Source organism: Solirubrobacter deserti, assembly GCF_027587175.1.
Taxonomy (GTDB): domain Bacteria; phylum Actinomycetota; class Thermoleophilia; order Solirubrobacterales; family Solirubrobacteraceae; genus Solirubrobacter; species Solirubrobacter deserti.
On record NZ_JAPCID010000108.1, the window covers coordinates 1 to 3,405 of the forward strand.

At 75.9% G+C, this 3,405-nt stretch carries 3 protein-coding genes and 1 pseudogene; 2 read left to right on the top strand and 2 right to left on the bottom strand.

Going from position 1 to position 3,405, the window contains the following annotated elements; translation table 11 throughout:
• Nucleotides 1-264 (bottom strand): annotated as a pseudogene (locus OJ962_RS34080) (hypothetical protein); the annotation flags it as partial.
• Here OJ962_RS34080 and OJ962_RS34085 point away from each other — a divergent pair.
• Nucleotides 257-1,087 (top strand): NHL repeat-containing protein, encoded by an 831-nt coding sequence (locus tag OJ962_RS34085; RefSeq protein ID WP_270006949.1) that lies wholly within the window; start codon nt 257-259, stop codon nt 1,085-1,087. The pseudogene OJ962_RS34080 and the gene OJ962_RS34085 sit on opposite strands and share 8 nt — an antisense overlap.
• Here the strand turns inward: OJ962_RS34085 and OJ962_RS34090 are convergent.
• Complete coding sequence (locus tag OJ962_RS34090; protein WP_202955135.1) at nt 1,065-1,658, bottom strand: FHA domain-containing protein; 594 nt, start codon at nt 1,656-1,658, stop codon at nt 1,065-1,067. The two genes, OJ962_RS34085 and OJ962_RS34090, sit on opposite strands and share 23 nt — an antisense overlap.
• Nucleotides 1,659-1,828: 170 nt before the next feature.
• Between OJ962_RS34090 and OJ962_RS34095 the strand changes: the two genes are divergently transcribed.
• Nucleotides 1,829-3,405 (top strand): hypothetical protein (locus OJ962_RS34095; protein WP_270006950.1); only part of this gene is annotated, 1,577 nt, incomplete at its 3' end.

Here is a 3,405-nt window from a genome sequence, read left to right on the forward strand (position 1 = left end):
CGGCGCCCGCGGGTCCGGTGGCGGCGCGCCGTGGGCGGACGCGACCCCGGTGACGCGCCGCGCGACCCGCCGTCGGCTGCGGCCCTGGCTCGCGGCCGCGGCGGTCCTCGCGGCCGCGGCGGCGACGGGCGTCGCGTTGGCGACCAGTGGCGGGGACCCGCCGGGCAGCGCGGCCACCTCGACCGCCACGCCGACGCGGTCGCCCGCGGCGACGCCGACGGGACCGGACGTGCGCACCGCGGCGACGATCGAGAACGTGAGCACCCGGCCGACCGGGATCGCCTACGCGCGCGGCGATCTGTGGGTCATGAGCCCGTACTCGGCCTTCCTGACCCGCATCGACGCGCGGACCAACCGCGAGCGCGGGCAGCACCCGAAGGTCGGCCTCGACGCCACCGCGATCGTCGGCCACGGCGACAGCGTCTTCGTGACGCTCGGAACCGATCGCCGGCTGATCCGGCTCGACGCCGAGACGGGCGTGCAGCGCTGGAGCGTGCGGGTCGCGGCCGGTCCGCGGCGGCTGGCGGCGGACAGTCGCGACGTGTGGGTCGCGACCAGCTCGCTCGCCGGGGTTCCCGGCTTCGTGCAGCGCTACGACCGCGCGACGGGCGCGCTCGAGCAGACGATCACGGTCGCGGAGGGCGTCGGCCCGCTCGCCCTGAGCCCGCAGGGACCGTGGATCGTCAAACGCGACGCCAACCAGCTCGCACGCCTCGATCCCGAGACCGGCCAGTTCATCGATGTCGTTCCGGTGTCCGGGCCGGTCCGTTCGATGAGCTACGGCGCCGACGCGGTCTGGCTGGTGATGGCCGAGGAGGACGCGATCGCCCGCTTCGGTATGGACGGCAAGGGGCCGTTCACCGCGGCCGCGGGACGCGCTCCGACGACGGCCGTCGTCGCCGGCGGTCACCTGTTCGTGTCCAGCCGCAACGACCAGTCCGTGCTCGTGCTCGACCCGGACGGGCTGCGCCCCACGCAGGACCCGATCCCGGTCGGCCTGAACCCGATCGCGCTCGCGGCGAGCGACGGCTCGGTGTGGGTGACCGCGCTGGGCGACAACACGGTCACGCGGATCGACTACCGCTGAGGCGCGCGAGCGCGGCGCGCTTCTCGTTCTGCGCCAGCGCGGTGAGGTCGAACCGCTCGTAGAGCGCCGACAGCGTGCCCTTGACCGTGTCCACCGAGAGCGAGAGCTCGGCGGCGATCGCCTGATTGCTCGCCGGCGCGGTGTGCGGGTCGCTGCGCAGTGGCCGCCCCAGGGCGTCGAGCACGCGCTGCTGCGCGGGGGTGAGCTTCACCGCGGCGGCCGCCGTGGCCGCGTCCCGCGTGCGCGCGGCCGTGGGGTCGTGTCCGCACAGCTCGATCACCGTCGCGCCCACGGTGATCGCGTCGCCCGCGACGAGCCGGCGCCGGCCGTGCACGCGCTCGCCGTTGACGAATGTCCCGTTGTGCGAGAGCCCGTCGTCCTGCAGGACCCATTCCGGGCCGAGCCGGACGAGCTCCGCGTGCACGCGTGAGACCTCCGGGTCCCACGGGAGATTGACCTCGCAGCCGGCGCGGCGCCCGATCGTGACCTTCACGGTTGCCGCGCCGAGCTCGACCAGCCGCCGCCGGCCGGTGGGATCGCGGTAGACCAGGAACGGAGCGGGTGCGCCCATACGGGCAGTGTCCGGCAACGCCGTGGCGCGGGGGTGCCACCTAGGGGTGGACACGCCTGCACCCGGGTGCGCTCGATCGCCACCCGGGAACCGTGGCCGGCGGCCGGCCCGGGCGGGAGCCTGCGAGGTGCGGGCGGGAACCCACCCGACCGCTTCCTCGGAGGTTCTCAATGCCGGCCACGCGTACGCGGTGGATCGTCGCCGCCTGCACCCTGCCGATCCTGACCGGCTGCGCCCTGCGCGGCGGTCCGCCGATCACCCCGAACGCCTCGCCCAGCACGACCGCGAGCGCCTTGACCGCGACGCCGCACGCGGCCGCGGTGCAGCCGGGGAGCGGGCTCGACCGTGCCGGCTACCTCGCCGTGGCGGATGCCCTCACGGCCCGCCTCGGCTCGCTGTGGGACGCGCGGCGCGGGTATTACCGCGCCGGCAGCGGCACCGTGACCAACGTCAACGCGGACCTGCTGCTCGTCCATAGTGGCGCGGCACGCCTACGTCACCGCGGGCCTGCGCGCAACGACGCGCGCGCGGTCGCGCTCGTGCGCTTCCTGACGGCGCAGCCGATCTGGCACCCGGCCCTTGGCTTCCAGGCCGGCCCGGACAACCGCCACCGCCACGAGGTCTTCCAGGCCGAGACGATCGAGGCGCTGCAGGCGGCCTACGAGGCCCGCGCGGCGCTCCGGCTGGAGGCGGCGCTCGTGCGGCGGATCCAGCGCGCGGTGGCGCGGGTGGCACGCGGCCCGCGCGGGCGCTGGCCGGCGCTGCTGCTCAACCAGTTCAACTGGCACGCGACCTTCGCCACCGCCGACGCCGTGGTCAACGGCCGCGACCGCGAGCTGGCCACCGCACTGGGCCGGCACCTCGCGCGCTTCACGCGCGGCGCACGTCCCCGCGCCGGACAGCCGGGCAATTTCGGCGCCGGCCTGCGCTTCCACTACCTGCCCGAGGGCGCGGTGCGCGAGGCGATGAACTTCGACTCCGCGGAGTACGCGAACATCGTCCTGGCCTTCTCGCGCGCGTACCCACGCGCCCGCGCAGCCGGGATGCCGCGGCCCGAGGATCTGCCGCTGCTGCGCGAGTGGGTGCGGCGCGCGCTGAGCGGCTACTGGACCCACGCCGGCGAGCTCAATTGGGACACCGGCCTGAGCTTCCAGCGCTGGCACCAGCGCAAGAAGACGGGGCTCGCGCAGACCGCGCTGATCGGGATCGCGAGCGCACGGGAGCTGCAGCCGAGCGCGCGCTGGGGCCGCTGGGCCAAGTGGCTGCTCGACCGCGGGCTGGTGCAGTACGTCGCGCTCGTCGAGCGCGCGGACCGGATTCCGGACGCCCTGGCGCACGGGCTCGACGTCGTCCCGCAAAACCGCGGGAACGCCTACCTCGCCGCCGCCCGCCACGCCGCCAACGCCGTGCGCGCGATCGACGCCGGCCTCGCCGACCGGCGCGCACAGCGGCCGCCCGCGCTCTACAGCTTCGACCCCGACACGGGTCGGCTCGCCGTCACCACCCCGCGCTACAGCACCGCGATCGTCGCCGTCAACCACGAGGCGTTCCCGTACGGCGGCCTGGACCTGGCGCGCCTGCTCGGCCCGGGCGGCGACGTGATCGGCACGCTCGGCGGGACGGGCAACGCCGGCTTCGGCCTACGCGTGGGCGGGCTGCGCACCCAGTACGGGCGCCGCGAGGCCACGCCGGGCGCGGCCGCGCCGCTGCGCCTGGTCCGCGCGCCCGGCGCCCCCCGCCCCCCTGT

Bases quoted from the DNA above. Each gene is read 5' to 3' on its own strand.
- OJ962_RS34090 (WP_202955135.1), bottom strand. From the start codon at position 1,658: ATGGGCGCACCCGCTCCGTTCCTGGTCTACCGCGATCCCACCGGCCGG.